Source organism: Marinobacterium litorale DSM 23545, assembly GCF_000428985.1.
GTDB classification, from domain to species: domain Bacteria; phylum Pseudomonadota; class Gammaproteobacteria; order Pseudomonadales; family Balneatricaceae; genus Marinobacterium_D; species Marinobacterium_D litorale.
In genome coordinates this window covers 32680-58812 of sequence record NZ_AUAZ01000017.1, presented here as the reverse complement: position 1 = coordinate 58812, position 26133 = coordinate 32680, and the positions used below count along the sequence as shown (strand labels likewise).

Genomic DNA, 26133 nt, shown 5'->3' with positions numbered 1-26133 from the left:
CGCCCTCCGGCGCGTGCTGTCCAGCTACAAACAAACTTTTTCTGATTTCATTCCGATTACCTTTTTGGAGAACTATCCATGGCTAACACCGTGAGCCCTACCCAAGCTGTATCTATCATTTCCCACTACATCCGTGCTGGCGTTGTGCCGATGGTTACTGGTTCCCCAGGTATCGGGAAATCTTCTATCGTTAAACAGATCGCTGATGAATATGAGCTTCAGCTGATCGACATGCGTTTGAGCCAGTGTGATCCGACTGATCTACTCGGATTTCCTACCGTTAACGAAGTTGTGGTTGATGAGCAGAACCTGGGTAAGCGGGCTTCTTATGCACCCATGAGCACCTTCCCCCTTAAAGGCGACACCCTGCCTAAAGGCAAGAAAGGCTGGCTCCTTTTTCTGGATGAGTTCAACTCCGCTTCAATCGCGACCCAAGCAGCTGCATACAAGCTGATCCTGGATCGTCAGGTAGGTCAACATGATCTACATGAAAACGTAGCGATAGTTGCTGCAGGTAACCTGGGTACCGATGGTGCCATTGTGAATCGACAGGGTACTGCCATGCAGTCACGTCTGGGCCACATTACGATTGATATCGATCCGAAAGGTTGGATTGACTGGGCATCTCGTAATGGTGTGGATCATCGTATTTGTGCGTTCATCAACTACAAAGGCGAAAACCTTCACAAGTTTGATCCTCAGCACAATGACCGCACCTTTGCCTGCCCTCGTACCTGGGAGTTTACTTCCAATGTCATCAAGCCAATGACAGATATCTCCATGAGTGATATGCCGCTGCTGTCTGGTTTGATCTCTGAAGGTATGGCCAATGAGTTCATCGGTTACTGCAAGGTCTATAAAGACCTTCTGACTTTTGAACAAATCTGCCAGAACCCGAATGGCGTTCAGCTGCCCAGTGAACCCAGCGTGTACTTCGCCCTTTCTGGAACCATTGCCGACAAGGTGGATGATAAAACCATCGATAAAGCCATGGCCTTCCTGAACCGTGCGCCGGCTGAATTCCAGGTACTGACCCTGCGTGACATCGTACGCCGTAAACGTGAACTGATGCAGTCTGCTCCGGTACGCACCTGGATCGCCTCCACTGCCGCAGAACTCCTCTAAGGGGGGTTCTGCTATGGGAGATCGAACCTGGGTTCAACTTAATTTCCCTGCGGTCTGTAAAGAAAGGGTTAAGGAAATTGACCCTTCTTTACTTACTGATGCTGAAGAAGAAGATGAAATGATTAATTCAGAAGGGGTAACTGTTCTTCTTCTTGAATACTCAGAAGTTAACTACGGTTGTTTAGACATCGAAGAAGACTTTCAAGCAGCAGGTATTCCGTATGACCGTTCATGGGGGCGAGGGGATGACTATAACGCTGGTGCAGAGTGTTTTCGATTAAATCCAGATGGAACAACTCGCCTGCGCCATGTTACAGAGGACGATAATAAACTCAATATTGAGTTTCTTTTGTCGAATATTGAAAACCACAGTGAACTTAAAAGTCACATCCTAAAAGCGCAGGATGAACTTCATTGCCCTCCATTTACCAAAGAGCAAATTGACCTCCATAAAAATTGGAAGGCTATCAAACTCTTAAATCCAACAGGAACCTGATATGACCAGTCTGGCTCATCCGTTTGCCAAGCAGCTCGATAAGGCCAAAATCGGCCTGATGAGTAAGCACAACAGTGTATTCATTTCCACCGTTCTTTTCAGCCTGAAGCAGGTCTGGAAACCCGATCTGTCACCGGACGGTGGTAGCTGCGGAGCAACGGATGGGAAGCACCTGTTCATTCAACCCACTAACTTTATCAACTTGAGTCCCGATCAACGTATCTGGCTCATTGCCCATGAGGCATGGCATGTGGCCTTTAAGCACCTGTTCCGTAAAGGTGACCGTGATCATCAACTGTGGAATATCGCAGCGGATCATGTGATCAATACCATGCTGAAAAATTCAGGATACGACGTACCTGAAGGCCGCCCCTGCAACATGGACTTCCTGGGTAAATCCACTGAAGAAGTCTATGACATCCTGAAGAAAGAACAGGAACAGAATGGAGGTGCAGGCAATAAACCTGAACCTAATGGATCAGGCCAAGGTAATGACCAAGGTGTATGGACACCTGGTAGCTCGGATGGGGATATCATGGATCCGTTTGAGTCCATGTCACCGGAAGAAGCAAAAGCCGTTGAAGAAGAAGTAAACGGTATTTTGATCAAAGCTGCTACCCAATCACGAATGCAGAATGAAGACCCTGGTCATATTCCAGGCGAAGTCGGCATTATGATTGAAAATCTGACCAATCCTAAACTGCCTTGGAACCAGATACTTCGTAACTATGTCTCTGGTTTTGCAAAAAACGATTTTACGTTTAAGCGACCTAACCGTCGCTTTTTCCCGGATCACTATCTGCCGAGCCAGTACAGTGAAGCAATGACCGATATCACCATTGCGGTGGATACTTCTGGTTCTGTAACTGATGAGCAGTTCACTGATTTCATATCAGAGTGCCAGGGTATCAAAGATGAGTTCCTACCGGAAAAGATGACGATCATCGATTTCGATACAAGCATCAAAGACATCAAGAAATTCAATGAGTGCGAAGATCTTCGTTCTGTTGAGTTTCACGGTCGAGGAGGTACCAGCATTAAGCCGGTACTTAAATGGGCAAAAGAAAACCAGCCCACTGTCATGCTGATTTTTACTGATGGCTATTTCAGTATGTATGACGTGAATCCCGGTTGCCCTGTTATCTGGGTTATTCATAGTCGAGACGAGTCTTTCGAATACCCCTTCGGTACGATTCTTAACTATCCCACCTGAGGTTTACCATGCCAGCTAAAAGCACTGTAACGGACAGTAAGAAGCTGCCTCCGGCGAACAATTACGCCCTCATCAAATTCGATTACCAGCGCACCATTTGCCTTCCCTACAGTGCTTTTCAATCTTTCATTGCTTCAATGGAGCTGGCTGAAGGGTATGACGAAACTGATTGGGGTAACCCAAAAATAGTGCCAATAGATCGTAAAAATATGGAAATTACCTTCATCTCGCATGAAGAGTATATCCGCCTAAAAACCGCCCATCTATTAGGGGTCCCCTCTTCTGAAGTGGACCTGAGTCCTGAAGGAAAAGTCGCATGATTTCACTGAATTCCGAACAACAAAACGCTATCAGTGAAATCGTTGATTTCCTGATGACTCCCGGCGAAACAGAGATGGTGGTGGAAGGCCCTGCAGGGACCGGTAAGTCCACCATGATCAACCATATGCTTCAGGTGTATGAGAAGCAGATGCAGGCCATTGCACTGATCAACAATATCGATGCGCCGCACTATGAGCTGATCACCACAGCAACCACCCGTAAAGCAGCACAGGTGATTGCAGAACTGACAGGACAGGAAGCGCTGACAATTCATTCAGCCCTGGGCCTGAAAGTAGAAAATGACCGTAAAACCGGTAAATCCAAACTGGTTCATGGGCGTAACTACAACATTATTGAAGACTCAATCATTCTGATCGATGAAGCGAGCTTCGCAGATAGCAACCTGATTAAAGAGGTTCGTGAAGGGACACTTCGTTGCAAGATTATCTGGATTGGTGACCCTTTCCAGTTGGCATCTATTTATGAGCCAACGCCTCCTATCTTCACTGAGGGGCTGCGCACGGCCAAGTTAACCCAGATCATGCGCAACATGGGTACTGTTCAGCAGGTGTCCCTGGAATACCGCCATGCGGTTGATACCCTGACGTTCCCGAGCATTGGGCTTACTGACGATAAGGTGATCCATGTAGATGGCGCTACCTTTCAGCAGATGATCAATCACCACTTTACTGCGAGCCAGTTAACTCACGGTAACGCAGCGCGAATCCTGGCTTGGCAGAATGATCGCGTAATCCAATACAACGACTATGCCCGCATGATTAACGGTCAGCACGGTCACTTTAAAGAAGGTGAACGGGTTGTTACCAATAAACCCATCATGACGCGATCCGGTACCAAGTACGCCACAGATGCCAGCGGTATCGTGACGGATGTGACTGGAACCATTGAGCAGGCTGGAATCGAAGGACGCTACATTGAGTTGGATGAAAAGGTTCAGCTGTTTGTTCCTGATAATCAACTACAGGTCCGTGCTTTTCTCAAGCAGTTAGCGAAAGAGAAAAACTGGAAAACCTTTTTTGACATCAAGGAAAACTGGGGGGATCTACGACCGCCTTACGCATCCACGGTTCACAAAAGCCAGGGTTCTACGTATGACCGGGTATTCATTGATCTGAGTGATATTGGCCAATGCAACATCCAGTCAGACGTTGCCCGAATGCTGTATGTTGCGTTTTCTCGTGCTTCTGAACAGGTAGTGCTCTATGGGGCATTACCTCCTAAATACGGAGCTATTCAAAATGCGCAAGGAAGAGTTGCAACGGTGGCGTAATAACGTCATTAACGAAATAGTAAATTTCATCTTCTCCCCTTCTCGTCAGTTTTACCAACAACAAATAGAAGAATTTATTATCAGAAACCCTGATAATAATGGCTTTAACTGCTTCTATTTCGATAAAAATGTCTATTCACATTCCAGTTTATCCGTTAGTAAACCGGCTCCTTTATTGGCGTATTCGCTGCATGGGGAGTTTCGTGAAATGGTTAAAAAATACGATGAAGAAATAGACAAGGAAGAAAACGCAGTATTTACTTACCTGCTGATGGGTTTAAGGAAATGTGGTACGGCTGGTGATATGCTGGCCCTTTTTCCTGAGAATATTCACCCAGGTATTCCTGAGCAAATTCGCAAACACAAATCAGCTGATGAAGTCCGTATAACATTGGAAACCATCGAGAAAATAAACAGTGACTTCAAAGATGAAATTGAGTTGATTAACACTCGACTCATTGCCAACCTGTTATTGAGGTAACGTATGCAGCATGTACTGTTTACTGAGAGTGCTCAGTACGATGCTGCGTTGCTGATCAAAACGACTGCATTGAATCGCTCTAAACTACTGGAGCATTACGTGCGCCCGCTTGAGCAACGCAGTATTTCTCAAGATCGTATTCTGGCATTCGATGTGCCTTATAACGGTAAGAATCCCTGTAAAGTCAGTGAGCAAAAAGAGTACCTGAGCAATCTGGTTCAGGGACTTATCGGCTTAGGGGTTCATACACTACTGATTGCAGATTCGGCTTACTTCAAAACCATTACTGGAGTGAAGAAAGCTGAACCTCATTTAGGGTATGTGGTGCCTTGTACTCTGAAGGGTGCTGAGGGGATGAATGCCATATTGATCCCCAATTACCAGCAGCTGTTTTATGACCCCAAGATTCAAACCAAAGTGGATCGCGGGCTGGATACACTTGCTGACCACCTGAAGGGTACTTACCGGGTTCCTGGTCAAAACATCATCCATTCAGAATTTTACCCGGTTAATGATCTAATCGCTGACGCTCTGAACCAGTTATATCAATACCCCGAGTTGACTCTTGATATTGAGGCCTTCTCTCTGCACTTCTGGAAAGCAGGTATTGGTACTGTGGGTTTTGCCTGGGATGAGCACAACGGTATAGCTTTCCCGGTGGATTACGTGGAGGCTCATAAAGTTGCTGAGGTTTACAACCTACTACGCCTGAAGCTACCCATCGAGCCGGGTGAGGATCCTGTGGTGTATACCCAGCGCCGTAAAGAGGCGATGGCTGCGTATCATGGCGTCCAGATTGATAACCCTGTGGTGAAAAAATTGCTACGGGAATTCCTTGAAACCTACCAGGGTAAACTCACTCTCCACAACGCCAACTTCGACCTGAAGATATTGGTGTACGAACTCTGGATGGAGTCTTTGCTGGATGAGAAAGGAAAGCAGAAAGGGATCGAAATACTGACCCGCCTGTTTGACGACACCAAGCTCATTACCTATCTCGCCACCAATTCGACATCCGGAAACAAACTCAGCCTCAAAGAGCAGGCTGCTGAGTTTGCAGGTAACTACGCGCAAAATGATGAGGATATCAAAGATATCCGTCGAATCCCGTTGGATCAACTGCTGCGCTACAACCTGGTTGACTGTTTAAGTACCTGGTTCGTAAAGAAAAAGCATTACCCAACCATGGTCAATGATCAGCAGCTGGATGTGTACGAAACCATCTTCAAGCCTAGCGTCAAGGTGATCCTGCAAATGGAACTCACCGGTATGCCGTTGAGCATGAAGAAGGTGAATGAAGCAGAGAAGGTATTGAAAGCAGAAGCAGAGGCACAACGACTCATCTTGAGCCAGTCACCTCTGATTAAACAGCTTGAAGATTTGCTCACTGCCCGCGCTTGGGAAAAGGACTATACGGATCGACGCGACAAAGCCAAAAATCCGGATAAGATCCTGAAGAAAGACTGGGATACATTTCCCCGTGTTACCTTCAACCCTGGCAGTAACCTTCAGGTACAGGCATTGCTCTATGAGCTACACAACCTGCCGGTGATCGACCGTACCAAAAACAAACAGCCGGCCGTCGGTGGTAAGACCCTCAAAAAGCTGATCAACCACACCCAGGACCAACAGCTGATTGATGTTATCCAAGCACTCAGAGCCTTTGCTGATGCTGATAAAATCCTGACTACGTTCATCAAGGCGTTCAAGGAAAACTCAGTTCAGAAGGAAGATGGCTGGTGGTATCTGCATGGCAACTTCAACCTGGGTGGAACTGTTTCCGGACGCCTCTCCTCATCAGGTCCTAACCTGCAGAACATCCCCAGTAACTCGAAACATGCCAAGCTCATCAAAGCTGCTTTTGTGGCACCGCCAGGATGGTTGTTCTGTGGGGCTGACTTCGCTTCACTGGAAGATCGAATCAGTGCGCTTACTACCAAGGACCCCAATAAACTCAAGGTCTATACGGATGGATACGATGGTCACTGCCTGCGTGCGTATTACTACTTCTCCGATCAGATGCCGGATATAGATCCAAATTCTGTAAGTAGCATTAACTCGATTGAGACGAAGTACAAACCGCTCCGTCAGGATTCCAAAACACCTACTTTCCTACTCACCTATCAGGGCACCTATATCGGTATCATGCAGCAGCTTGGTTGGTCTGAGCAGAAAGCACGATCTATCGAATCTGCCTATCATGATATGTATCGAGTATCGGATGAATGGGTTCAAGGAAAACTGGATCAGGCAGCAAAGGATGGGTATGTCACTGTGGCCTTTGGTCTACGAGTGCGTACGCCCCTTCTGAAACAGTCCTTGATGGGCTCGAGCCGTACACCTTATGAGGCGCAAGCTGAAGGACGAACGGCAGGTAATGCCCTGGGGCAATCCTACGGGATGCTCAATAACCGAGCTGCTATTGAGTTCCAGGAACGTACTCTGGCGTCTGAATACCGCTATGAGATCCTACCGTGTGCCCACATACATGATGCGCAGTACTTCATGATTAGGGACTACGCAGCGCCTATCAAGTGGACCAACGACAACCTACCGGAATGTATGCAGTGGCAGAAACTACCGGAGATCCAGCACCCTCAAGTGGGATTGGGGGGTGACTTGTCTGTGTTCTATCCGGATTGGGCGAATGACATCTCATTACCCAATGGAGCCAGTGAAGAGGAGATCATTTCAATCTGTAAACAGGGTATGGAAAAAGTGGCATAAGCCCACCTTCCGGTGGGTGGCGGGAATCGTCACTCACCAACCCTGTGATCGTTATGAAAAAACAGAAAAAACGCACCAAGAAATATTCACCGCTAAAAAGTTGGGATGCTGAAATACGATTAAGTATGCGCGATGTTGTTGTGCTGTTTATAACAGGACAAAGCGCCTGTACTTTGGTGGATTATAAAACCCGTCAGCTTATTGAAGTAAGCGAATTCAAGTATTCAGCTATTGCTAAAATGAAGCATAACTGGTCTATTTATCTAGCTGCCTTTGGATATTCTCCTTTTACAAAAGAGAATATTATGAAAGGCGACTTGATCGTGACTGACTCAAAATATTACCAGCACGAGCTGACTGATTATCTCAACGATAAGCATGATGAAATCAATAAGCGAATAAACCCTAACCATTTTATTGGTTCAGGGTGGTTTGCTTCCCCTAGAGGCAAGGACTTTTCTGAACACGATGCTTACGAGTTTTTCAAAGCGTTTGGGGCGTTTAACCGTTACCGTGATCCGGAAACTGGGTTGGTCTACGAAACAGACATCCCAGGGCATCCCCCCTCCAACGCGGCTCTTTCATCCGGTCAGCCACTTCCCGACACCGGGAATTCCTCTGATCGTTCGGTTGCATAACGGGCAAGAGATCGAAGCGATTCGGCCTAATTACGTGACCACCTATAAATCGAATCCCGATTACCGGGATATCCATGAAAATCCCATAAACGGAGTAGTTGAATGGGCAATAAAGTAGTGATCGTATCGAATACTGGTAATTTCGATCCGAATATCGTTGAAAACATTTCTGCTCAACTGGCAGAAGCCTTTCCTGACTCTGATATTGAAATCAGTGTTAATAATCGTGAACCAGTGCGCGAAGAAGTAAAAGGCACAGGCCTTGATCTTACTTCGATGTTGGAAGAAATCTTTGGTATCAATCTGGATCAATCTGCACCACCGGTTTTAGAAGATGAGCCCAATACCTGCCCTTCCATGGTGGACGATACGGAAAGTACTGAGCTGGATCGTGTGGTGGTGGTCCCTGAGCGATTTGCCGCCAAACACAGTCCTTACCACAATGAGCTGTTCCCCGGTGTCTGGATCGACGTATACGCCGTTCTGGAGACGTTCCCGATCACTGACCATATCCATGCTCATGTGGTTAAAAAGGCTCTACAGCCGGGTCAGCGTGGCCACAAGGACACTGCAAAGGACTACGAAGAAATCGCCTGGAGTGCCAACGAAGCGCTGGAAAACTACATGGCACGTAATCCCGTCATCGCAGATGAGGGCTATACCGGTGAGCGCTGATCTAATCGACCATACGGATAAACTGGAAGGACATTTACTGGAAATGCGAATTGATGCAATTCGCCAAAAAGCCGGTGAACGTGAGCCGGTTCCCGTGGGTCACTGCCACTGGTGTGAAGAGCCCTTCGAAGAAGGGTCACAGCGCCTGTTCTGCCCCGGTGAAGGCTTAAAAGCCAGCACCTGTGCATTGGATTGGCAAACCAGTCAGCGTTAGTACCAACAGGAGGCTGGTATGAATCAAGCTGTATCACCTCCTGCGCTTTACCTTGAACCGGTGCGTATAAAGCAACCGAGTAAACAGCGCACGGGGGATTTTAAAACCCGTATTGCCGGTATTCCCTGCCAAATCTCAGTAACGCATTACTTGCGTGAACCAGGAAAAGACACCTGGGATTCTGACTGGGATCATACCGGTTATGTTGAATTTGAATTTGAGATACTGGATCAGAGAAATAGGCCGGCACCTTGGCTTTCAAGAAAACTTACGGAAGTAGACCATCATCGATTGCTCACTGAATACGAGCAATATTTGAGTAGTATTCATGCGTAAAATTTGTGCACCCCCTTTTGAATGTGATCGTGAAGCTGTAACGGCGTTGGCAGAAGCAGGAGAATCCAACTCTCGCATTGCCAAGCTGTTTAAATCAACACCTTCTACCATTGCTGTTAGAAGACAACAATGGGGGCTTAAATCCCAAAAGCAGTATTTGTTTGAGGCACAGATAAACCGTACTGATGAATTACTTGCTCAAGGGTATTCTGTTGAAGAAATAGCCAAAAAACTTAACCGCTCTACGCATACCGTGTACCTCTACATACGGCGTAACAATCTCAAAAACAAACCTGAAAAAGTAAGACACCTGGAAGAGATCAGTTTATCTGATCTGCGTTTGTTTATGACTGACCATCTCGATAAAGACGAACCGGTGTGCATTAACTTTATGCAGCGCCCTAAGTGGGTTCTTGTACCCATTGATCAATACATACCCCCTGAGCCAGGAGGCCCTGATGTTGAACATTCTTAAAAAGAGTCCCATGCCGGTGGCTAATACCCTTTCAGCGTTAAGCCTGGGTATACCTGATGATGTGGGGCTGCATGTACGTCGTGGTGTCATCACTGCCACTGTGGGTAATGAGATTCTTCAGCTGGAGAACCAGCCCCATGAACTAGCCGCTGATCTTGAGATGATTCAGCGGTTTATTAATCGGAGGATCAGTCATGTCCGATGAGCCCTCTCTGTGTATTGGTAGTAGTCTTACCAAGAAGTCCTGCTCTAAGCGAATGACCTGTGAGCGTTATCGTAATTACCTCTATTACCAGCAGGTTCAGCAAGAACCTGTGTTGGTACTGACTTCTGATGAGCCCTGCTCTCAGTACATCCCGATCCGCCATGTTGCCTAAATAAGAATAGACAATGGCCCACTGGAAAATATCTAACGATAAGGTGCTGGCTCAGTTGTATCCATCAATGACATTGATTGAACTAAGCCAGTATTTTGGGGTAAGCGATTCCACTATAAAAAATAACCTTCGACGCCTAAAGCTATGCAGCAAGAAAGAGCGACCTATCGATCAAGAGGATCTGTTGGAGCGCTTAATGCTGAATCAGTCTCTTAGTCAAATTGCAGATGAACTGGGTTGCTCTCGCCGTAGGGTTAAACATCATGCAAAAAAGCTGGGTAATGCTTACCGAAATAACATGATCAGACGGGGGTACCCCCCTTAATTCAAGGAACCAGTATGGAACAGATTCTCGAGATCCCTGAAAAAGACAGTGTTTGGGTGCATAACAGCGGTCGCGAATATCGTGTTACGTGTATTACTAATCTTTACACCGTAAATCCTGAACGATATCCAATCACGGTTGTTTACGTTGGCGCTAACGGAAATATTTGGAGCCGTCCTCTTTTCGATTGGCAGCGCAGCATGACTAAAAAGGATAAATCATGAGCGCTTTTATTCTTGTTGTAGTGACGCACGTTTATTTTGGAACAACTGTAACAATGCAAGAGTTTTCTTCAAAAACGTCCTGTGAAGCAGCAATTCAGAGCTTTAAGCAAAATAAAGTAGATGATGTAAATCGCTTGTTTTGTATTCCAAAGTAACTTTTTCATTGCCCCTTCAGTCCTCCATGTGAGGGCTTTTCTTTTTCCGGAGTACTCCATGGATAAGCAAAGAACATTGTCGTCACAGGCCGTGAATATTCTGCGGTGGCTGCGTGACAATAAACACCATTACGGCAGCTGGGAACCGCAGGACAACTATCCTGATGTGACTCACATGGAGCTTCGGGGTCACGATACCAGCGCCACCATCCCAGTCGAGGTAAACACCGAACTGCAGGGGTTGGTGCGGTTCGATATCAAAGACCATTTGTTTTACCCCACCGACGAAGCGCTGGAGATGATAAATGACTGATTTTATTTGGCCTAGTGACCTGGACCGTGCTGAAAATGAAGAGCTGAACCGTGTCTGTGAATACGCCGAAGAGCTACTCAATGAGATTGAGTGGTTGCGTGATCAGCGAGACGAGGCAAGAGAAACGCTTAGTCAGTGGAGTAACGAGAGTGGCCAGTTGAAGACGGCATTAAAGCGTATCCAGCAATGTGGTGAGTGCAGCACAGAGTTCCGTTTGAACTTCGGTTCCAATGGTGAGCGGGATTACTACCGCCAGATAGCGCAACAGGCGCTTAATGATGAGTAAGCGAGAAAAGATGAGTGAAGAATTAAAACCGGTAGCGTGGCAGTTTTACCAAGATGATACCTGGCACACAGGTATGGATATAAACGATCACAGAAAGAATACAGAGGAAGCAGGCTATCCAGTACGTAATTTATATGCCATTCCTGAAAATTGTGTACTGATACCCGTTGGTGATCTGAAAGCAGCAATACGTTTAATGCGAGCAACAGGCTCGAACTCAGGCTGGCATGAAAAAGCGAATGAGCTTGAAGCCATAATCACAGCCGCACAGGAGGAGCAGCAGCCATGACCCCATCAGAAATCAAACAGGCCAACACCCTGATCGAGGATATCGAGGCGCTGGAAGAACTGGCTACCAGTATCGGCAGCGCCGGTCTGATCGGCATATCGCTGACATTCAGGAACCGGGATGACGACAGAAAGATCGGCCCGCATGTGGCCGCCCTACTCCGCAATGCGCTGGAACAGGCAATCGCACAGGAGCGCCAGCAGATAATCGAGAAACTGCGCGCCCACTACGGCGTGGATACGGCGGCATGAGGAGGTAAAGACAGCATGCCCCCCCACACACTGGGACTGGAAACGGGCCTGCCGACAAGCCAACGGACACAGGAGACGGAAATGACAGATCTTACACCACACCTACGGCAGTACATGCACAACGATGGATCTGGCTTTGTTGCTGGATATGACTGTGACGGTATTGAGCGTGTCGTCGCCGGGCTGGACGCCGAGATTGAGCGGTTGCGAAAAATCGAAGCCGAGTATCAGTCAATGTGTGCAGAGCAGTCTGCCCCATTGACCTGCGACTACTGCGGCACCGCCATTAACCACCACCCATGGCACGGCAGTGAGGGTATGAATCGGCACATACACGCCTGCAACAGCTGCCGTCATAAGCTACCTGATGCAGAACGCGACCAGTTGAAGGCTATGGCATTGCGGCTATGCGATGCGGTTGAAAACATGGATGAGTTGCCGCCGACAAAGTATGCGCTCAAGTGCGGGCGATTGGTGAATCAGATCCGCCAGCAGGCCACCGCTGAGGGGGTGAAGTCGTGACATCAAACTGTATTGGCTGGATAGCTTGGTTCAGCATATTGTTCACAGGTATTGGAGGTATTTCATACTTCATTACTTCAATAGTAGGCAACACTGAAAAATACCATGATGAGTTTAAAGATGAATCAATCTGGTTCGTCTCATTTGTTCTAGTTATTTTCAGCATAATTGGGACATTAATGTACTCATTGCGTTATCTAATCCGTCCTTTCTGTAACTGGCTTACTAAAAAAGATCTAAGTCCTTACGATGTTGCTGTTATCGGACTTGGAACAATCACCTTAATTGCATTGGATGACCTTAATGCTGAATGGTGGATTAAGGTTCTTTTCCTCACTGTGATATTTCTGGTAGCTCATTGCATTCTCTTGTTGTTCTCTTGGATAAATAAGGGAGTTAATAAGTTTATCCGTTATTTCATAATTGAAGAGGTTAATAATGAACGCACCAGTTAAGCCTGAAACCCTTGCTGAGCTGGATTACGATCTTCTGGCTACGCTGATAGCTGAAAAGCTCGGAGCCAGTCAGATCAATGAACATACGCTGTGGGATGGGCATCAATGCGCTAAGTACCTGCATGTTGCGTATGAGGCCTTTCGTGATCGTATCAGTAAAGACTCCAAATTCCCCACTCCGGTTGCAGCACCTTATGGTAAAAGCCGAAGTGGGAAACTCTGGTATGCTCAAGAAATTTTGGACTGGGCCAAGAAGCAACGATGCTAATCCAGCTGAGTCGCAATCTCCTCCGCGCTGGCATTGTAATAGGTCATCAGTTCCTTCAGGTTCTTATGGCCTGTTACCCGAGCCAGGTCCAGTATCTCCAGCTTCTTAGCTAACCGAGTTGTAGCCTCATGCCTACTGTCATGAAACACCAGATCCTCAATGGTGGTTTTCTTCAGGTACTTCCTGAATAGCGCATCCCGTTGTTTATCGGTGATACCGAATATGGTCCCCTCTTCTGGCCAGGGCTCTACCTTACGAAACAGTTCAACTGCGCGAGTACTCAAGGGCACAGACCGTGCTGCACCATTCTTGGTCAGCGGCAGACGAGCTACTCGTTTAACCAGGTCCACCTGATCAGGCTTCAAGCCACAGATTTCCCCTGAGCGCATAGCCGTCTCAATAGCCAGCAGGAAGATCACCGCCACCTTCTGCTGTTTCTGTTCCACTGGCTCAGACTCAACGTAGTTGAGTGCTACGAGGATTTCTTCAATCTCCTTATCGAGAATCCGCCGATCCCTCGGTGGTGGATCCGTAGGCCGTTTAAGATCTTTCAGTGGATTATCCTTCATCAGCCGCCAGCGTCTGGCATAGGTCAGGCAGTTGCTGATCAGATTCAGATCCCGGTTCACTGAACTGGGTTTAACGGTTTTTAGTCTAAAGCTGATCCAGTCTTCAAACGTCTCACGCCTGAGATCGATTAACCGTTCTGAAGCGATAGGGAATTGACCCAGGGCTGTCAGACGGATCTTCTCCTTCTCTCCACCGCGTTTCGTCGGTGACACTTCCTCTGCATACCGGACGAACACATCGTTCAATGTATGCGTGTCGCTGACGCCTTCAGCGGCCTTCCCTAAAGACATCTCCTGTTCTGTTGCCCAGCTCTTAGCTTGAGCTTTGGTAGGCCAGGATTTGGTCCTACGCTTACCCCCTACAAATACCTGTGCTTCCCACTTGTCACCACGTTTCCTGAAAGTAGCCATATCGGATCCTGCTGTAATCTCTGCTGTAATTTGCTGTAATCGACGGCAGAAATATGTAAAAGAGTATGAAAATTTGCAAACCGATACGGCACGGGGACCGTGGCTAAGTCATTGATTTTAAGATATTTGCTAAAGATTGTTGAGTTTAGCTAAAGGAAAATAAATACGGAATGGTGCCCCGGACCGGACTCGAACCGGTACAGCCGAAGGCCGAGGGATTTTAAATCCCTTGTGTCTACCAATTTCACCACCGGGGCGGGTGGATCAGTTTTCAGCGGGACGCTGATAAGAATGGAGGCTGGAGTCGGAATCGAACCGGCGTACACGGAGTTGCAGTCCGCTGCATGACCACTCTGCCATCCAGCCATTCTTGAACGACTTGTTGGAGCGGGAAACGAGACTCGAACTCGCGACCCCAACCTTGGCAAGGTTGTGCTCTACCAACTGAGCTATTCCCGCGTCGTCTCAACAAGTGGTGCGTATTATAGAGTTCTGCTCAGGCGTGTCAACTGAATGTCAGAATTATTTTTGCTTAAAGATTAACCACTTAGCGCACCGGGCCCGGTTGTTAACCCTCAAGCAGGGCTCAAATATCCTCGCTCAGGAATGGCCACGCCGCTCGCAGATAGAGGACCATGGACCAAAGCGTCAGCAGTGCCGCGCCGTAAAGCGCCCCCACGCCCACCCAGGAGAGAATGCTGAATGGAGGAAATGCCAGGAGCGCGATAATGGACACCATCTGCAACGTGGTTTTGATCTTGCCGATCGTCGATACCGCTACGCTGGCGCGTTTGCCCAACTCTGCCATCCACTCACGTAATGCGGAGATCACAATCTCTCGCCCGATGATCACCACCGCCGGTACCGTGACCCAGGGTTCGGCGAAGGTTTCCACCAGCACGACCAATGCCGCGGCGACCATCAGTTTATCAGCCACGGGATCAAGGAACGCGCCAAAGGGCGATGCCTGATCGAGCCGGCGCGCCAGGTAGCCATCAAACCAGTCGGTCAGTGCCGCCAGCCCAAAGATGGCAGCGGATATCAGTGATGCGTAGGGAATCGGCAGATAATAGACCAGCACGAACACCGGAATCATCAGGATTCGCAGTAGCGTAAGGATGTTAGGTATTTTCATTAAAGGGTTAGGTAACCTGTCGCGGCGTAGTATTAATGATCCGGGTGCAGCGCCGCATAAATCTCCTCGGCCAATGCCCGGCTAATGGTAGAGATTTTTGCAATTTCTTCAACACTGGCGCTTTCGATATCACGCAGACTGCCAAAATGCCGCAGGAGCTCCCGCCGACGTTTGGGCCCGATTCCGGGGATTCCTTCCAGACTGGATCTCTTTCGCGCCTTTCCGCGCCGGGCGCGGTGACCTGTGATCGCAAACCGGTGCGCCTCGTCCCGAATGTGCTGTAACAGGTGTAGCGCGGGCGAGTCCGCCTGCAGCACCTGTTCCTGACCGGTATCCCCGGCGATCAGTACTTCGAACCCGGCTTTACGGGTCGGCCCCTTGGCAATACCGATCACCAGCACTTCGGTAATCTGCAGGCTATCCAGCACCTCCATCGCCTGAGTCACCTGCCCCTTGCCACCATCGATCACCAGCAGGTCAGGCAGCTTCGCCTCCCCTTTCTTTAACCGGGTATAGCGGCGGGTCAACGCCTGATGCATGGCCGCATAATCATCGCCGGCAGTGATCCCTTCGATATTAAACGTGCGGTAGTCGGACTTCAGGGGGCCATTGCGATCGAACACGACACAGGACGCGACCGTGGCTTCACCGGAGCTGTGACTGATATCAAAACATTCCAGACGCTCCGGCAGGGTATCGAGCCCCAGCAGATCCTGAAGTGCCAAAAACCGATTATGCATGCTCTGCTTACTGGCAAGATGGCTGGCTAACTGTTGCTCGGCATTACTTTGTGCCAGCCGCTGCCAGCCGGCGCGTTCGCCCCGGACGCGGTGTGTCAGGCTCACACGTCGGCCACGTCGCTCGGCCAGGGCCTGTTCAATCAGTTCCGCATCCTCCAGCGGGTAGCTGACAATCAGCAGCTCCGGAATCTCTCGACTGCCGGCCAGGTAGAATTGTGCAATAAAGGCGGCCAATACCTCGGCCGGTTCCTCCTCCACCGTTACCCGTGGATGGTACACTTTACTGCCGATAACCCGCCCCTGGCGCACAAACAGCCCGTGAACCACCACGCCGCCGGCCTGCACCGCGCAGCCGAACACATCGGCATCACCCTGCAAACCGGACACATACTGCTGCTCCTGCACCTGACGCAACCGGCCGATCTGGTCACGTAACTCCGCGGCTTTCTCAAATTCCAAAGCCTGGGATGCCTGCTCCATCTGATTCCCCAGTTCCTCCATAATCGCGTTATTACGTCCTTCGAGGAACATCACCGCGTGGCGCAGATCCCGTCGGTAAGCGTCCGGGGAAACCAGTCCAACGCAGGGGGCACTGCAGCGTTTGATCTGATACTGCAAACACGGCCGTGAGCGGTTACGAAAGAAGCTGTCATCGCATTGCCGGATCAGAAACACCTTCTGCAGAATATTCAGGCTTTCGCGCACGGCAGAGCCGCTGGGAAAGGGACCGAAATAGCGCCCCTTGCCTGCCCGCGCGCCGCGCTGAAACCGCACGGCCGGGTATTCATCCTTGTCGGTCACCAGGATATAGGGATAAGACTTATCGTCACGCAGCAGAATGTTATAGGGCGGGCGGAATTGCTTGATCAGATTTTGTTCCAGCAGCAAGGCCTCGGTCTCACTGTTGGTGATCGTCACTTCAATACGCGCGATTTTGCCCACCAGCGCCATGGTTTTCGTTGTTAAACCGCTGGCGCGGAAGTAGCTGGAGACACGGTTTTTGAGGTTACGCGCCTTGCCGATGTAGAGAATCTCGTCGGCAGCATCATACATCTGGTAAACACCCGGGCGTGAGGTCAGCCGGGCAAGGAAACTCTTGCTGTCGAAGGTGGCAGCGGTTTGCGATGACAGATCAGGCACGGCGAACTCTTATACCTCGGAGCGGTTCAGCTCTTTATTGGCATCCATATGCAGGTGAGTGGCCTGACGATGAATCTCCTTAAGCTGATCCCGGGTCGAGTCGGATATGCCCGCGCCCCGTGATAGAGAAACCTCCAGGTACACGCCGATTTCGGCGTAATAGTAGAGGCGGGCATCAAAGCTCTTGGCTCGCTTGAGTTTGCCCAGGGAGATTTGTGCACCGTTTACCAGGATATTGTTGATATCCGTATCCGACATCAGCGGGTGACGCTTGCTCTGCCGGTTGCTCTGCTGTTTTTCCTGCTTCAGGCGAAGCGCCTGGCGTTTGGTCATCGCTGTCATTCTGCGCTCCTGTCTGTCATCCTAAGCGCGCGAAAGGATCACGCTTTGCGCCATACTCTAGGGAGTTTTAGTTCAGAAGTGAATCGAATGGCCCCACAGAACCCGTACCTGAGCGCAGAACTGGACTGGCTGTGCAATACACCGGACCTGATGTTGCCACCTCATTCACAGACTCGCCCAAGCGCCCTGCAGCAGCCTGTGACCGACTCCACGGCATTGGAAACAACGTATGAACCCAGCCATCGGTTGGGCGACCACTTCGAAAACCTCGTCTTTCAGTACCTCAATTGTAATACCCAAGTCACGGATATAAAAAGAAATATTCAAATCCATGAAGATCTAAAAACACTCGGGGAGATCGATTTCCTGGTGCAACTCCAGCACCACTGGTTACATCTTGAGGTCGCGCTGAAGCTCTACCTGCTCGACGGCACAGGCGACTCACTGACACACTTTATCGGCACCCGACGCGATGATCGACTGGCCAACAAATGGCACCATATGCTGGATAAGCAACTCCACCTGAGTAACCGCCCGGAAGCGAAATACGAACTGGCGGCGCTGGGCATTGAACAACCCGTAGATACGGCGCTCTGGGTCAAAGGCTGGCTGTTCTACCGGCAAGGAAAAATGCCGGGCAACCTCCCTGCCCCGGTTAATCCGCAACACAGCCATGGCTGGTGGATTACTCAGGCCGAACTGCCCTGGCTAAAGCAGGCGGGCCATCGTTTTCTCCTCCCCTCAAAAATGCAATGGCTGTTACCACCGAGCCTGATTGATCCACCACTACTGGATTTCGCCGGGTTGGTGGACCGCGTAATGGGCTCGCAGCGTTCACTGCTGGCACTGGTGGTGGAAGCCGAAGGCAGGGAGCGTTCGCGCGGATTCATTGTGCCTGATCAGTGGTCGGAGTCTCGCCTATGAACCTTCCGCGGTTAAGGGCTCATCTACTGCTATTGCTCTGGGCGGTCCTGGTGGCGTCTTCATTTCCGGTGGCCGATCTGTTCAACCAGGCACTCTCCACCAACCTGTTGGTAAGCGTTCGATTTATCCTGGCCGGCACCATTTTACTGGCCGTCATGGGACGCTCTGCCATGCCGGGCCCCCTCAGCAGCCTGATCTATTCAGTTCTGGGGCTTCTTCTGGGGGGCTTTTTCTCGATCATGTTTACAGCCCTGCACTACACCTCGCCATTAACGCTGGCAGCGCTGTTTGTGACCCAGCCTCTGTTTGCTTATCTGATTTCAGTCGCAGTCAAACTCGAGCCTATGCAGCTCAAGCGCCTGGCGACCCTGAGTGTCGCAGCGGTTGCTGCACTGGTGATTGTCAGCCGGGCCGAGCTGGACCGATTACTCGCATTGGATTTTGGCTTTGGCGAATGGCTTTTTCTGTTTGGCTGCGTCCTATCCGCCGGTTACAACAACCTGTCGCGCTACGCCAGCGATAAAGGGCTGATTCCGGCCAATCCGCTACGAACAACCTGTCTGAGTCTGCTTGCGGGGGGGATTCTGATCGGCTTGCCCGAATCCGTGTCAGGGGGCTTACCGGCTTTCGTCACAGAGATCGGGTTAAACGATCTTGCTGCGCTGCTCTATCTAACCCTGTTCACCACGCTGGTAACCTTTTGGATTCTTCAGCATGTGACGCTGAGGCTATCGCCCAGCATGGTTGCCGCCTATGGTTATCTGCCACCGATGATCGTGCTGTTTAGCGAACTTGCACTGGGGTTAACGCCCTGGCGCAGTGGTTTTTTGCTCGCGGCACTGCTGCTGTGTATCTCGATCTGGCGCCTGACCAATAATGATGGCCATACCCGACCGGCGCGTTAGGGTCATGCTATCGACGGACCTTGTGGTCGCTGCGACCTATCGAAGCTGGGCGGCCATTATCCATCCAACCCAATCGTCAGTCTTCCCTTGTCCAGTTCGGGACTGCAGAGCTGGATAAACCGATAGCCATATTCGCGCAGCACCCGCCCTCGCTTCAGGGCGATGGAGGTAATGTTCTCTTCAAACAGATGCGCGGTATCGAGTAGCAGCAGAGCATGGTCTCGGCTTGGATCGAAGGCCATGGCGGCGATGATACCGATGCCCAACTCCAGCTCGACATAGGACTTGATTACGTCCGCGTCTAGGGCCGACATGACGATATCCGGCTCGATTCCCTGTTGTCTGAACACCTTCTCCACTTTCGAGCGACCGGTAAAACCTTCGTGGTAGGTGATGATCGGGTAATCAGCAATTTGCTTCAGGGTTGGCCGATCCAGCCTGGTCAACGGGTGCCCCCTCGGCACGATAACCGCATGACGCCAGCGATAGAAAGGAAAGGCGGCCAACTCCGGTTGCCGGTCCAGCGCTTCAGTGGCGATGCCGACATCCACCTCGCCACTGCGCAGCAACTGGACGATCTCGTCCGGTCCGGACTGGTAGAGTTTCAGATGTACGTGTGGATAGAGCTGACGGAACTGCGAAATGATCGCCGGCAGGGAGTAACGCGCCTGAGTGTGGGTGGTGGCAATCGCCAGCTCACCGGTATCCTGCCTGCTGTATTCATCGGCCAGGCTTTTCAGATTGGCGGTTTCCTGCAGGATGCGCTCGACGATACGTACCATCTCCTTGCCCGGGCCGGTCAGACCCAGCAGTCGCTTGCCCTTGCGCACGTAGAGCTCGACGCCGAGTTCCTCCTCCAGATCCTTGATGTGCTTAGAGACGCCAGACTGCGAGGTACAGAGCGCGTTGGCGACCTCGGTCAGGTTAAAATCCCGCTTGACGGTTTCGCGCACGATACGCAGTTGCTGAAAGTTCATTTATATTCTCCCTGCCAGCTGGGTAAAATGGCGATATCAAAGCCCTCCGCCGCCCTCTGTTCACCATGGAATAACGTCCATGCAGGGCGGGCGATTAAACGCCTGCCGCTCGTATCTGACTCCCCGCTGCATTTTATCCCGAAGGTGTCGTTTAGCTTTAAATGTGATTAGCATATCTTTTATTATTATTTTTAGTTATTTATATGCCCGGTATTCTTGTCTTCTTTCCCACTGAAGGCAAGTAGCGATGGAATGGCAGGGCTGGTTATCTCTCACACTTATGGCATCAGCATTACTTGCGCTGATGCTTACCCCGATCAAACCTTATCTGGTGATGATGGCCGTGCTCACCATCCTGAGTCTGAGCGGCATTCTGGGCAGTGCCGAGGCGCTCGCGGGATTCGGTAATTCCGGGCTGATCACTGTAGCGGCGATGTTCGTGGTGGCCGCCGGCATGCACGCCTCCGGTGCCGCCGATATGCTGGTCAACCGGGCGCTCGGGCGGCCGCAGTATGAGCGCTCGGCGCTGCTGCGGATTTTCGGCCCCGTCTCACTGCTCAGCGCCTTCCTTAACAACACACCGGTTGTGGCCACCCTGATCCCGGCCATCCACAGCTGGTCTCGCAAGATTGGCGTTGCGCCCTCGAAGCTGATGATTCCCCTTAGCTACAGCGCCATCCTTGGTGGCACCCTGACCCTGATCGGCACCAGCACCAACCTGATCGTCAACGCACAGTACCAGACGCTAACCGGCGAAGCGGGCTTTGGCCTCTTCACCATCACCGCCATCAGCCTGCCGGTGGCGCTGGTGGGTCTCGCTTTTATCTGGCTGTTCTTCCCACGCTGGCTGCCCGATCACCAGAGCCAGGCCGTGTTCGCCAATCTGCGGGAGTTCACCCTGGAGGTCACGGTGGCCTGGGACGGTCCGCTGGTGGGCAGAAGCGTCGAGGCGGCCGGATTGCGGCAGCTGGAGCGGGTCTATCTGGTGGAGATCGAGCGCGATGGCAACGTGCTGGCGGCGGTCTCCTCGGAGGAACTGCTACGTGGCGGTGACCGGTTGGTGTTTGCCGGCGATACAGAGTCGATCGCCGACCTGTTGCGTATTCCCGGAATACTGCCGTCGGCGGAAAACGGCCATTCCCAGGCACTGATGACCGAACGGCCGGAGCGTTGCCTGGTCGAGGCGGTGGTATCGCCCCACTGTGCCGCCGTCGGTCAGGCGATCCGCGACGCCCGTTTCCGTGACCGCTATGGTGCCGTGGTGCTTGCAGTCGCACGCAATGGCGAACGGATCCGCGGCAGCCTCGGTACCATCAAGCTTGAAGCGGGCGATACCCTGCTGCTGGAAGCCAGGCCCGCCTTTGTCAGCCGTCAGCGCTATAACAAGGATTTTCTGCTGGTTAGCGACCTGGATACCGAGACCCCGCGCCACGACCGAGCCTGGCGGGCATGGGCCATCCTGATCGGGGTAATATCGCTGGCGAGTTTCGGAGTGATCAGCATGCTTAATGCCGCTCTGCTCGGTGCGGGGCTGATGATCATCAGCCGCTGCTGCTCGATCAGCCAGGCGGAGCGCAGCCTGGATCTTGAGGTGATCCTGACCATCGCCGCTTCCTTCGCCCTGGGCGCGGCCCTGGAAAAAACCGGCGTGGCCGGTTACCTGGCGACCGGCATCATCGACCTCAGTGGCGGCCACCCCTGGCTGCTGCTGGTCCTGACCTATATCGCGGTGTCGCTGCTGACTGAGGTGATCACCAACAACGCCGCCGCCATTCTGATGCTACCGATCGTGCTGCAGCTGACCGAACAGTCTGGACTGAACGCCGAGCCGTTCGTGTTCGCCATTATGATGGCCGCCTCGGCCAGCTTCGCCACGCCGCTGGGCTACCAGACCAATCTGATGGTCTACGGCCCCGGCGGCTACCGCTTTATGGATTTCGTCCGCGTTGGCCTGCCGATGAATCTGATTGTCGGGGCGGCGACGCTGCTGATTTTACTGGTGGGCTGGCCGCTGAACTAGGACTTCGCAGTAGAGCTCAACGACAGGGCCGATCTATCAACCATCGAATCCGTATATCCCGCAAAAAAGGCACAAAAAAAGCCGCCCTGGGCGGCTTTCTTCGATCAAGCTGAATTATTCGCCTGCTTTGGCGGCATCCTTGGCAATCGCTTTTTTCAGGTAGCGGCCACCCACAACGCCCATAACGATCATGGCGGCGACGATTACAATGCTCGGAGCAAAGGAGATCAGGCTGTATTTATCCATAGAACTGTCGTCTCTTGATTGTGGCACAGTGGAGCTGCGCTCTGTTGAAATTCCGGCGCATTATAATCATTGCCGGAATAAAAGCTATATTTATTGGCTATTTTTTAACCAACTTATTCTGAAGTATTAGTCTCCGCTCTCCAGCCGCTTAAGCAGGCTGGATGTATCCCAGCGACCGCCCCCCATCTGCTGAACATCCGCGTAAAACTGATCCACCAGTGCGGTTACCGGTAACCGGGCGCCATTACGGCGGGCCTCATCCAGCACCAGCGAGAGGTCTTTGCGCATCCAGTCCACCGCAAAACCAAAGTCATAGCGGTCTTCAAGCATGGTTTGGTGACGATTGGCCATCTGCCAGGACCCGGCGGCGCCGTGCTGGATCACATCAAAGACTTCTTCCCCTTCGAGCCCGGACCGCTTCAGGAAGTGTGTCGCCTCGGAGAGGCCCTGCAGCAAGCCGGCGATGCAGATCTGGTTAACCATTTTTGTCAGCTGACCGTTACCGGCATCCCCCAGGTGTTTGATCGCCTTGCCATAGGCCTGCATGATCGGCTCGCCTTTAGCGAAGCTCTCGGGAGAGCCACCCACCATGATACCCAGAACACCATTTTCAGCCCCCGCCTGACCACCGGAAACCGGCGCATCGAGGAAACCACAGCCCTGAGCCCGACACGCTCCATCAAGCTCCCGGGCAATTTCTGCAGATGCGGTTGTATGGTCGATGATCACGGCACCCGCTTCAGCCCCTTTCAGCAAACCGTTTTCGCCCAGGGTTACCTCATACAGGTCACGATCGTTCCCCACACAGGTCATGATAAACTGAGCACCCTCAGCGGCCAGAGCCGGCGTATCCGCACAGGTGCCACCATACTGCTCGACCCAGCGCTGTGCCTTCTCCGCGGTACGGTTATAGACACAGACTTCGTGCCCAGCCTTGACCAGATGACCCGCCATGGGGAATCCCATGGTACCCAGGCCAATAAATGCTACCTTTGCCATAGTCGCTCCTGCTTATATTGCTTGAGTACGTATAATCGCACTGGCACTCGCCAGCGTACAGAGTGAAAACTCAAGGAGATGACCATGCAACGCTTTATCGCAATTATGACACTGGCCTTAGCCCCGCTGCTGGCGACTGCCGCTCCTCAGGGCAATGAGCTCTACAACCTGACTTATTCGGAGGAATCCGGCCAGGAATACAGCTTCAGCCAACACCGCGGAGAGGTCCTGCTGGTGAATTTCTGGGCCACCTGGTGTCCACCCTGCATTCGTGAAATGCCGGCCCTTGACAGTTTAAACGAACGCTTTGAAAACACCCCCTTTCAGGTGATCGCTATCAGCGCCGGGGAAGCACCGGAGGAGATTGCGGAATTCCGGCGCCGGATCGGCGGCAATTTAAAACTACAGATACTGCTGGACCAGAGCGGCGACAGCTTTCCCCGGTTCGATCTGCTCGGACTGCCCATGAGCTTTCTCTATAACCATGAGGGTGAACTGGTTGAAACCATCGCCGGGGAGAAGGCCTGGGACACACCCGAGTGGCATAAGCGGATAGAGACTCTGGTAGAAGCGGCTTCAGACTGAAGCCGCTTTCTCGCTCAGACGTTTCACAATGGCGGTCACCATATCCGCGGAGTGTTTGGCCGCCGTCTCCAGGAACTGGTGAAAAGAGACGCCAGACTCTTTGCCGGCGATATCGGACAAGGCACGGATAACCAGGAAAGGCACATCAAACCGATGGCAGGTCTGCGCAATAGCCGCCGCCTCCATCTCACAGGCTTTCATGGCAGGAAACAGGGCTCTGGCCGCATGCACACGATCAGGGTTATCCATGAAGGCATCACCGGTCGCGATCAGACCGTTCACCGTTTTCATCCCCTGCATACTGCCGATGCACTGTTCGGCGATCTCCACCAACAGCGGATCGGGCGTAAAGGCGGGTGGCAGTCCCGGCACTTGGCCCGGCTCGTACCCAAAAACGGTCAGATCCACATCATGGTGACGCACCTCTTCGGAGATTACGACATCACCAACCTCCAGCTCCGCATCAAAACCCCCGGCTGAGCCGGTATTGATCACGCAGGTAGGTTCGTAGTGATAAAGCAGAATGGCGCTACCGATCGCGGCATTCACTTTACCAATCCCCGATTTAAGCAGCACCACCTCGGTACCGTCGAGGCGTCCGGTATAGAAGTCAAACCCGGCTATGGTTTCATGGGTACGGGAGACCAGCGCGCTTTTGAGCTGCTCTATCTCCTGATCCATCGCGCCGATTATTGCGACGCGCGGCGAGGCGATCTTTTTCAGCCGTTGCCCCAGTAACGGCGTTGAACTATTGGTCTTGGTGTCCACAAGAATTCCGTTGTTGTTACCGGCTTATCGCTGCCGGCTTAGTGTTTTGCACTGATTGGAGCCCGACGGCCCCTGCCTGAAAATAACGCGTTGCCATCCGCGGCGCTGCAAGTTAAGTACCAGAAAAATAGCGTTCTATCGCATCACGCCAGCCAAATCGGTCGAACAGCTCTTTCACCTCTGTATCCAGAGGCGCAGAAACCGTCATCGGTTGTTCGGTAACCGGATGCGTAAAACGTAAATGCGTGGCCATCAACAGCAAACGGTGGATATCAAAATGCTCCCGATAGAGCCTATTATGACGCCCCTCACCGTGCTTGGTATCCCCGACCAACGGATGAAATATATGTTTCATATGTCGGCGAATCTGGTGTTTTCGCCCTGTTTTTGGGCATACCTTTACCAGAGAATAACGGGACTGCAGATATCTGCCCACAGGAATCGGCAACTCCACCGTTGCCAGACGCTCAAACGCGGAGACCGCCTCCTGAGCGTCCTTGTCCGGATCGGCATGTTTGTCGGCAATTTTGTCGTGTATCGGCTTAAGTGGATAATCGATTAAACCACGCTCCGGAGCCCATCCGCGGGTCACACACAGATATTGCTTTTCGATAAGGCGGTCGCTGAACAGGTTTTGCAGGTTGTGAGCGGTTTGCTTATCACGGGCGAAAAGAATAATGCCGGAGGTCGCACGATCAAGACGGTGCACGGTGTGGATCGTCTCGCCCGGAAACTGCGCTTTTACCCATCCCACCAGATGCGGCGTTTTGGCGGGCGCAATCCAGCTGGGGTGCACCAGCAAACCGGCCGGTTTATTGACGGCTAACAGCCACTCGTCCTGATAGAGAATTTCCGGTGAGGCCGCAGGGGCGGGATCGTTGCACATGGAGCGAAAGCGGATGCTCGATAAGCCGT

36 protein-coding genes and 3 tRNA genes are annotated in these 26133 nt (G+C 51.5%); 27 read left to right on the top strand and 12 right to left on the bottom strand.

Translation table 11 applies throughout. The annotated features are described in order from the left end of the window. Nucleotides 1–78 precede the first annotated feature (78 nt). The 23 genes from G403_RS0113285 to G403_RS0113175 all read left to right on the top strand — a co-directional run bounded on the left by G403_RS0113285 (nt 79) and on the right by G403_RS0113175 (nt 13457). The gene (locus G403_RS0113285) at nt 79–1125 is read left to right on the top strand and encodes an AAA family ATPase (RefSeq protein ID WP_036233770.1); all 1047 of its coding nucleotides are present in this window, start codon (nt 79–81) and stop codon (nt 1123–1125) included. A 13-nt stretch (nt 1126–1138) separates the two neighbouring features. Next, nucleotides 1139–1621 (top strand): hypothetical protein, encoded by a 483-nt coding sequence (locus G403_RS0113280; protein WP_027854419.1) that lies wholly within the window; start codon nt 1139–1141, stop codon nt 1619–1621. A 1-nt stretch (nt 1622) separates the two neighbouring features. Next, nucleotides 1623–2834: a vWA domain-containing protein gene (locus G403_RS0113275; protein ID WP_027854418.1), complete on the top strand. Its 1212-nt coding sequence runs from the start codon at nt 1623–1625 to the stop codon at nt 2832–2834. A gap of 8 nt (nt 2835–2842) precedes the next feature. Next, the gene (locus tag G403_RS0113270; protein ID WP_027854417.1) at nt 2843–3154 is read left to right on the top strand and encodes a hypothetical protein; all 312 of its coding nucleotides are present in this window, start codon (nt 2843–2845) and stop codon (nt 3152–3154) included. Beyond that, nucleotides 3151–4446, top strand: a complete 1296-nt coding sequence (locus tag G403_RS0113265) for an ATP-dependent DNA helicase (protein ID WP_027854416.1) — start codon at nt 3151–3153, stop codon at nt 4444–4446. The genes G403_RS0113270 and G403_RS0113265 overlap by 4 nt, the downstream gene beginning before the upstream one ends. After that, entirely contained in the window at nt 4415–4927 is a 513-nt protein-coding gene (locus tag G403_RS0113260) for a hypothetical protein (RefSeq protein ID WP_027854415.1), read from the top strand. The genes G403_RS0113265 and G403_RS0113260 overlap by 32 nt, the downstream gene beginning before the upstream one ends. A gap of 3 nt (nt 4928–4930) precedes the next feature. Beyond that, nucleotides 4931–7654: a DNA polymerase gene (locus G403_RS0113255; RefSeq protein ID WP_027854414.1), complete on the top strand. Its 2724-nt coding sequence runs from the start codon at nt 4931–4933 to the stop codon at nt 7652–7654. A gap of 53 nt (nt 7655–7707) precedes the next feature. Then, a complete protein-coding gene (locus G403_RS0113250) occupies nt 7708–8292 on the top strand; it encodes a hypothetical protein (RefSeq protein ID WP_027854413.1) in 585 nt (194 codons plus the stop codon). 102 nt (nt 8293–8394) lie between these two features. Next, nucleotides 8395–8967, top strand: coding sequence for a hypothetical protein (locus G403_RS23285; protein ID WP_036233768.1), 573 nt, complete (start codon nt 8395–8397; stop codon nt 8965–8967). Then, a complete protein-coding gene (locus G403_RS0113240; RefSeq protein ID WP_027854412.1) occupies nt 8957–9181 on the top strand; it encodes a hypothetical protein in 225 nt (74 codons plus the stop codon). Before G403_RS23285 ends, G403_RS0113240 begins: the two co-directional genes overlap by 11 nt. Before the next feature lie 18 nt (nt 9182–9199). Then, a complete protein-coding gene (locus tag G403_RS24980; protein ID WP_084404031.1) occupies nt 9200–9517 on the top strand; it encodes a hypothetical protein in 318 nt (105 codons plus the stop codon). Next, nucleotides 9510–9992 carry a helix-turn-helix domain-containing protein gene (locus G403_RS24975; protein WP_084404030.1) on the top strand — a complete coding sequence of 161 codons (483 nt, stop codon included), beginning with the start codon at nt 9510–9512 and terminating at the stop codon, nt 9990–9992. The genes G403_RS24980 and G403_RS24975 overlap by 8 nt, the downstream gene beginning before the upstream one ends. Next, nucleotides 9976–10197 (top strand): hypothetical protein, encoded by a 222-nt coding sequence (locus G403_RS0113225; protein ID WP_084404029.1) that lies wholly within the window; start codon nt 9976–9978, stop codon nt 10195–10197. Before G403_RS24975 ends, G403_RS0113225 begins: the two co-directional genes overlap by 17 nt. After that, entirely contained in the window at nt 10187–10369 is a 183-nt protein-coding gene (locus tag G403_RS25300; protein ID WP_156899700.1) for a hypothetical protein, read from the top strand. The genes G403_RS0113225 and G403_RS25300 overlap by 11 nt, the downstream gene beginning before the upstream one ends. Before the next feature lie 339 nt (nt 10370–10708). After that, entirely contained in the window at nt 10709–10918 is a 210-nt protein-coding gene (locus G403_RS24970; protein WP_211232681.1) for a hypothetical protein, read from the top strand. Further along, nucleotides 10915–11073, top strand: coding sequence for a hypothetical protein (locus G403_RS25295; RefSeq protein WP_156899699.1), 159 nt, complete (start codon nt 10915–10917; stop codon nt 11071–11073). Before G403_RS24970 ends, G403_RS25295 begins: the two co-directional genes overlap by 4 nt. 58 nt (nt 11074–11131) lie before the next feature. Continuing rightward, nucleotides 11132–11386 carry a hypothetical protein gene (locus G403_RS0113205; protein ID WP_027854408.1) on the top strand — a complete coding sequence of 85 codons (255 nt, stop codon included), beginning with the start codon at nt 11132–11134 and terminating at the stop codon, nt 11384–11386. Then, nucleotides 11379–11672: a hypothetical protein gene (locus G403_RS0113200; protein ID WP_027854407.1), complete on the top strand. Its 294-nt coding sequence runs from the start codon at nt 11379–11381 to the stop codon at nt 11670–11672. The genes G403_RS0113205 and G403_RS0113200 overlap by 8 nt, the downstream gene beginning before the upstream one ends. Next, nucleotides 11665–11961, top strand: coding sequence for a hypothetical protein (locus G403_RS0113195; protein ID WP_027854406.1), 297 nt, complete (start codon nt 11665–11667; stop codon nt 11959–11961). The genes G403_RS0113200 and G403_RS0113195 overlap by 8 nt, the downstream gene beginning before the upstream one ends. Beyond that, nucleotides 11958–12212, top strand: a complete 255-nt coding sequence (locus G403_RS0113190) for a hypothetical protein (protein ID WP_027854405.1) — start codon at nt 11958–11960, stop codon at nt 12210–12212. Before G403_RS0113195 ends, G403_RS0113190 begins: the two co-directional genes overlap by 4 nt. A gap of 81 nt (nt 12213–12293) precedes the next feature. Further along, nucleotides 12294–12734 carry a hypothetical protein gene (locus G403_RS0113185; RefSeq protein ID WP_027854404.1) on the top strand — a complete coding sequence of 147 codons (441 nt, stop codon included), beginning with the start codon at nt 12294–12296 and terminating at the stop codon, nt 12732–12734. Continuing rightward, nucleotides 12731–13189 carry a hypothetical protein gene (locus G403_RS0113180; RefSeq protein ID WP_027854403.1) on the top strand — a complete coding sequence of 153 codons (459 nt, stop codon included), beginning with the start codon at nt 12731–12733 and terminating at the stop codon, nt 13187–13189. Before G403_RS0113185 ends, G403_RS0113180 begins: the two co-directional genes overlap by 4 nt. Then, the gene (locus G403_RS0113175) at nt 13173–13457 is read left to right on the top strand and encodes a hypothetical protein (RefSeq protein ID WP_027854402.1); all 285 of its coding nucleotides are present in this window, start codon (nt 13173–13175) and stop codon (nt 13455–13457) included. Before G403_RS0113180 ends, G403_RS0113175 begins: the two co-directional genes overlap by 17 nt. On the opposite strand, the gene G403_RS0113170 is transcribed toward G403_RS0113175, so the two are convergent. The 7 genes from G403_RS0113170 to G403_RS0113140 all read right to left on the bottom strand — a co-directional run bounded on the left by G403_RS0113170 (nt 13454) and on the right by G403_RS0113140 (nt 17794). Further along, nucleotides 13454–14317 (bottom strand): tyrosine-type recombinase/integrase, encoded by an 864-nt coding sequence (locus G403_RS0113170; protein ID WP_211232680.1) that lies wholly within the window; start codon nt 14315–14317, stop codon nt 13454–13456. The two genes, G403_RS0113175 and G403_RS0113170, sit on opposite strands and share 4 nt — an antisense overlap. Before the next feature lie 291 nt (nt 14318–14608). Continuing rightward, a tRNA-Leu gene (locus G403_RS0113165) sits at nt 14609–14694 on the bottom strand. A gap of 35 nt (nt 14695–14729) precedes the next feature. Next, a tRNA-Cys gene (locus G403_RS0113160) sits at nt 14730–14803 on the bottom strand. A 17-nt stretch (nt 14804–14820) separates the two neighbouring features. Continuing rightward, nucleotides 14821–14896 (bottom strand) — tRNA-Gly (locus G403_RS0113155). A gap of 127 nt (nt 14897–15023) precedes the next feature. Continuing rightward, a complete protein-coding gene (gene pgsA, locus G403_RS0113150) occupies nt 15024–15572 on the bottom strand; it encodes a CDP-diacylglycerol--glycerol-3-phosphate 3-phosphatidyltransferase (RefSeq protein ID WP_027854400.1) in 549 nt (182 codons plus the stop codon). Between the two features lie 32 nt (nt 15573–15604). Continuing rightward, nucleotides 15605–17452, bottom strand: a complete 1848-nt coding sequence (gene uvrC, locus G403_RS0113145; RefSeq protein ID WP_027854399.1) for an excinuclease ABC subunit UvrC — start codon at nt 17450–17452, stop codon at nt 15605–15607. A gap of 9 nt (nt 17453–17461) precedes the next feature. Then, on the bottom strand, nt 17462–17794 hold the full coding sequence (locus tag G403_RS0113140; RefSeq protein WP_027854398.1) for a hypothetical protein: 333 nt from the start codon (nt 17792–17794) through the stop codon (nt 17462–17464). Between the two features lie 87 nt (nt 17795–17881). Between G403_RS0113140 and G403_RS23275 the strand changes: the two genes are divergently transcribed. Both G403_RS23275 and G403_RS0113130 read left to right on the top strand, forming a co-directional pair. Next, the gene (locus G403_RS23275; protein WP_051299000.1) at nt 17882–18718 is read left to right on the top strand and encodes a DUF1853 family protein; all 837 of its coding nucleotides are present in this window, start codon (nt 17882–17884) and stop codon (nt 18716–18718) included. After that, nucleotides 18715–19623 (top strand): EamA family transporter, encoded by a 909-nt coding sequence (locus tag G403_RS0113130; RefSeq protein ID WP_027854397.1) that lies wholly within the window; start codon nt 18715–18717, stop codon nt 19621–19623. Before G403_RS23275 ends, G403_RS0113130 begins: the two co-directional genes overlap by 4 nt. Nucleotides 19624–19679: 56 nt before the next feature. Here the strand turns inward: G403_RS0113130 and G403_RS0113125 are convergent, their stop codons facing one another. Then, nucleotides 19680–20600 (bottom strand): CysB family HTH-type transcriptional regulator, encoded by a 921-nt coding sequence (locus G403_RS0113125; protein WP_027854396.1) that lies wholly within the window; start codon nt 20598–20600, stop codon nt 19680–19682. 280 nt (nt 20601–20880) lie between these two features. On the opposite strand from G403_RS0113125, the gene G403_RS0113120 reads away from it, so the two are divergent. Continuing rightward, the gene (locus G403_RS0113120) at nt 20881–22620 is read left to right on the top strand and encodes an SLC13 family permease (RefSeq protein ID WP_245578331.1); all 1740 of its coding nucleotides are present in this window, start codon (nt 20881–20883) and stop codon (nt 22618–22620) included. Between the two features lie 114 nt (nt 22621–22734). Here the strand turns inward: G403_RS0113120 and G403_RS25790 are convergent, their stop codons facing one another. Beyond that, complete coding sequence (locus tag G403_RS25790; RefSeq protein ID WP_281171147.1) at nt 22735–22866, bottom strand: hypothetical protein; 132 nt, start codon at nt 22864–22866, stop codon at nt 22735–22737. A 126-nt stretch (nt 22867–22992) separates the two neighbouring features. Further along, the gene (locus G403_RS0113110) at nt 22993–23865 is read right to left on the bottom strand and encodes an NAD(P)-dependent oxidoreductase (protein WP_027854394.1); all 873 of its coding nucleotides are present in this window, start codon (nt 23863–23865) and stop codon (nt 22993–22995) included. Nucleotides 23866–23949: 84 nt separating this feature from the next. Here G403_RS0113110 and G403_RS0113105 point away from each other — a divergent pair, with 84 nt between their 5' ends. Then, nucleotides 23950–24450: a TlpA family protein disulfide reductase gene (locus G403_RS0113105; RefSeq protein WP_051298996.1), complete on the top strand. Its 501-nt coding sequence runs from the start codon at nt 23950–23952 to the stop codon at nt 24448–24450. Here the strand turns inward: G403_RS0113105 and mtnN are convergent. Together mtnN and G403_RS0113095 are read right to left on the bottom strand one after the other, a co-directional pair. Next, complete coding sequence (mtnN, locus tag G403_RS0113100; RefSeq protein WP_027854392.1) at nt 24442–25185, bottom strand: 5'-methylthioadenosine/S-adenosylhomocysteine nucleosidase; 744 nt, start codon at nt 25183–25185, stop codon at nt 24442–24444. The genes G403_RS0113105 and mtnN overlap by 9 nt on opposite strands. A gap of 145 nt (nt 25186–25330) precedes the next feature. Next, a complete protein-coding gene (locus G403_RS0113095) occupies nt 25331–26104 on the bottom strand; it encodes a pseudouridine synthase (protein WP_027854391.1) in 774 nt (257 codons plus the stop codon). Nucleotides 26105–26133 lie beyond the last annotated feature (29 nt).

Excerpts from the sequence above, each read along its gene's own strand:
- G403_RS0113285 (WP_036233770.1), top strand. The coding sequence starts at position 79 with ATGGCTAACACCGTGAGCCCTACCCAAGCTGTATCTATCATTTCCCAC.
- G403_RS0113280 (WP_027854419.1), top strand. The coding sequence starts at position 1,139 with ATGGGAGATCGAACCTGGGTTCAACTTAATTTCCCTGCGGTCTGTAAA.
- G403_RS0113275 (WP_027854418.1), top strand. The coding sequence starts at position 1,623 with ATGACCAGTCTGGCTCATCCGTTTGCCAAGCAGCTCGATAAGGCCAAA.
- G403_RS0113270 (WP_027854417.1), top strand. The coding sequence starts at position 2,843 with ATGCCAGCTAAAAGCACTGTAACGGACAGTAAGAAGCTGCCTCCGGCG.
- G403_RS0113265 (WP_027854416.1), top strand. The coding sequence starts at position 3,151 with ATGATTTCACTGAATTCCGAACAACAAAACGCTATCAGTGAAATCGTT.
- G403_RS0113260 (WP_027854415.1), top strand. The coding sequence starts at position 4,415 with ATGCGCAAGGAAGAGTTGCAACGGTGGCGTAATAACGTCATTAACGAA.
- G403_RS0113255 (WP_027854414.1), top strand. The coding sequence starts at position 4,931 with ATGCAGCATGTACTGTTTACTGAGAGTGCTCAGTACGATGCTGCGTTG.
- G403_RS0113250 (WP_027854413.1), top strand. The coding sequence starts at position 7,708 with ATGAAAAAACAGAAAAAACGCACCAAGAAATATTCACCGCTAAAAAGT.
- G403_RS23285 (WP_036233768.1), top strand. The coding sequence starts at position 8,395 with ATGGGCAATAAAGTAGTGATCGTATCGAATACTGGTAATTTCGATCCG.
- G403_RS24980 (WP_084404031.1), top strand. The coding sequence starts at position 9,200 with ATGAATCAAGCTGTATCACCTCCTGCGCTTTACCTTGAACCGGTGCGT.
- G403_RS24975 (WP_084404030.1), top strand. The coding sequence starts at position 9,510 with ATGCGTAAAATTTGTGCACCCCCTTTTGAATGTGATCGTGAAGCTGTA.
- G403_RS0113225 (WP_084404029.1), top strand. The coding sequence starts at position 9,976 with ATGTTGAACATTCTTAAAAAGAGTCCCATGCCGGTGGCTAATACCCTT.
- G403_RS25300 (WP_156899700.1), top strand. The coding sequence starts at position 10,187 with ATGTCCGATGAGCCCTCTCTGTGTATTGGTAGTAGTCTTACCAAGAAG.
- G403_RS24970 (WP_211232681.1), top strand. The coding sequence starts at position 10,709 with ATGGAACAGATTCTCGAGATCCCTGAAAAAGACAGTGTTTGGGTGCAT.
- G403_RS25295 (WP_156899699.1), top strand. The coding sequence starts at position 10,915 with ATGAGCGCTTTTATTCTTGTTGTAGTGACGCACGTTTATTTTGGAACA.
- G403_RS0113205 (WP_027854408.1), top strand. The coding sequence starts at position 11,132 with ATGGATAAGCAAAGAACATTGTCGTCACAGGCCGTGAATATTCTGCGG.
- G403_RS0113200 (WP_027854407.1), top strand. The coding sequence starts at position 11,379 with ATGACTGATTTTATTTGGCCTAGTGACCTGGACCGTGCTGAAAATGAA.
- G403_RS0113195 (WP_027854406.1), top strand. The coding sequence starts at position 11,665 with ATGAGTAAGCGAGAAAAGATGAGTGAAGAATTAAAACCGGTAGCGTGG.
- G403_RS0113190 (WP_027854405.1), top strand. The coding sequence starts at position 11,958 with ATGACCCCATCAGAAATCAAACAGGCCAACACCCTGATCGAGGATATC.
- G403_RS0113185 (WP_027854404.1), top strand. The coding sequence starts at position 12,294 with ATGACAGATCTTACACCACACCTACGGCAGTACATGCACAACGATGGA.
- G403_RS0113175 (WP_027854402.1), top strand. The coding sequence starts at position 13,173 with ATGAACGCACCAGTTAAGCCTGAAACCCTTGCTGAGCTGGATTACGAT.
- G403_RS0113170 (WP_211232680.1), bottom strand. The coding sequence starts at position 14,317 with ATGTCTTTAGGGAAGGCCGCTGAAGGCGTCAGCGACACGCATACATTG.
- pgsA (WP_027854400.1), bottom strand. The coding sequence starts at position 15,572 with ATGAAAATACCTAACATCCTTACGCTACTGCGAATCCTGATGATTCCG.
- G403_RS0113140 (WP_027854398.1), bottom strand. The coding sequence starts at position 17,794 with ATGACAGCGATGACCAAACGCCAGGCGCTTCGCCTGAAGCAGGAAAAA.
- G403_RS23275 (WP_051299000.1), top strand. The coding sequence starts at position 17,882 with ATGGCCCCACAGAACCCGTACCTGAGCGCAGAACTGGACTGGCTGTGC.
- G403_RS0113130 (WP_027854397.1), top strand. The coding sequence starts at position 18,715 with ATGAACCTTCCGCGGTTAAGGGCTCATCTACTGCTATTGCTCTGGGCG.
- G403_RS0113125 (WP_027854396.1), bottom strand. The coding sequence starts at position 20,600 with ATGAACTTTCAGCAACTGCGTATCGTGCGCGAAACCGTCAAGCGGGAT.
- G403_RS0113120 (WP_245578331.1), top strand. The coding sequence starts at position 20,881 with ATGGCATCAGCATTACTTGCGCTGATGCTTACCCCGATCAAACCTTAT.
- G403_RS25790 (WP_281171147.1), bottom strand. The coding sequence starts at position 22,866 with ATGGATAAATACAGCCTGATCTCCTTTGCTCCGAGCATTGTAATCGTC.
- G403_RS0113110 (WP_027854394.1), bottom strand. The coding sequence starts at position 23,865 with ATGGCAAAGGTAGCATTTATTGGCCTGGGTACCATGGGATTCCCCATG.
- G403_RS0113105 (WP_051298996.1), top strand. The coding sequence starts at position 23,950 with ATGCAACGCTTTATCGCAATTATGACACTGGCCTTAGCCCCGCTGCTG.
- G403_RS0113095 (WP_027854391.1), bottom strand. The coding sequence starts at position 26,104 with ATGTGCAACGATCCCGCCCCTGCGGCCTCACCGGAAATTCTCTATCAG.